This window comes from Streptomyces sp. NPDC020801, assembly GCF_044334385.1.
Lineage (GTDB): Bacteria > Actinomycetota > Actinomycetes > Streptomycetales > Streptomycetaceae > Streptomyces.
Genome location: NZ_JBIRST010000081.1, coordinates 1 through 1309, shown reverse-complemented (window position 1 = coordinate 1309; position 1309 = coordinate 1). Strand labels below are relative to the sequence as shown.

At 65.6% G+C, this 1309-nt stretch carries 2 protein-coding genes; both read right to left on the bottom strand.

The window, feature by feature from the left end; genetic code table 11:
* Window positions 1-23: 23 nt before the first annotated feature.
* Entirely contained in the window at window positions 24-935 is a 912-nt protein-coding gene (locus tag ACH4UM_RS41800; protein ID WP_398191940.1) for an IS3 family transposase, read from the bottom strand.
* Entirely contained in the window at window positions 932-1261 is a 330-nt protein-coding gene (locus tag ACH4UM_RS41795; protein ID WP_398191938.1) for a transposase, read from the bottom strand. The genes ACH4UM_RS41800 and ACH4UM_RS41795 overlap by 4 nt, the downstream gene beginning before the upstream one ends.
* Window positions 1262-1309 lie beyond the last annotated feature (48 nt).

The following is a 1309-nucleotide window of genomic DNA, read 5'->3' as shown; positions in this document are numbered from 1 at the left end:
TCCCCTCGGGCTGTGGAGACCTTTCAAGCGGCCAACTCCACGGCGGGGTCGGCCTGATGGTCTCGTTCGTAGTCGATCGGGCTCTGGTACCCGCACACGCTGTGTAGCCGGCGGGTGTTGTAGAAGCCGGTGATCCAGGTAGCGATCCGTAGCCGGGCCTCGGTTCGGGTGACAAAGGTATGCCGGTGGACGTACTCGACCTTGAGGACGCTGTGGAATGCCTCGCTGACGGCATTGTCGAAACACGACCCGACCCGGCCCATGGACTGGGTCACGCCCAGGCGCCGGCAGGCCCGGCGAAAGCGCCGGGAGTGGTACTCGCTGCCCCTGTCACTGTGAAAGATCACGCCCTTGACGTCGCCGCCCCGGGTGGCCGCGGCCATGTTCAAAGAGGCGACGACGAGTTCGGCGTCGTGCCGTTGCCCCTTCGCATAGCCGAGCAGACGGCGCGAGAACAGATCGATGACGCAGGCCAGATACAGTTTGCCCTCGCCGGTGACGATCTCCGTCATATCTCCGCACCACACCTGGTCCGGGGCGGTGGCACTGAAATCGCGGCGGACGAAGTCCGGGAATGCGGGCCGCCTCCCGGGCCTGGTCAGCCCTCGGCGTCTGCGGATCTTCCGTCCGGCCAGACCGAGCTCGGCCATGATCTTGGCGACGGTGTTCACCGAGACCCGCCAGCCCTGACGCACCAGGATGATCCAGATCTTCGGAGAACCGTAGGTGCCACCCGACTGCGTGAAGATCTTCTTGACCGCGTCGGTCAGCTTCCCGCGCCGGATCTCGCGCGCGGTGGTGGGCTTGCCCCGCCACTTGTAGAACCAGGACTCCGACACACCCACCACCCGGCAGGCCACACGGTGCGGAATTTTGTACTCGGCCCTCTGGTCACCGGTGAACGCGGCCACGGCCGCGGGATCGGACTCGGTCACTTCACCCAGAGGGCCATGCATCGCTTGAAGACATCACGTTCCATCTCCAGCTCCCGTATCCGCTTGTTCTTCTCGCTCATCTCCCGTCGCAGCCGCTCCAGTTCAGTCCGTTCGCTCTCCCGCAGACGCCCACCGGGCGCGTCCTCGACCGGCCGGTCCGACGTCGTCGACCCATTGCGACGCCACCGCGAGACCCAGCTGTGCAGCGTGTCTGAGTGCACGCCGAGCTCTTCGGCGACCTCCGGGATCGGCCTGCCCGTCTCGATCACGATGCGTACAGCACCCTCGCGGAACTCAGGCGTGTACGTCCGTTGCTTGGACCCCATGAACCTCAACTTCCCCTGCAATCACGGACTCCACGCTACGAGGGGAGC

What these genes read in the sequence shown, in the direction of transcription:
- ACH4UM_RS41795 (WP_398191938.1), bottom strand. Translation starts at nt 1,261, where the DNA reads ATGGGGTCCAAGCAACGGACGTACACGCCTGAGTTCCGCGAGGGTGCT.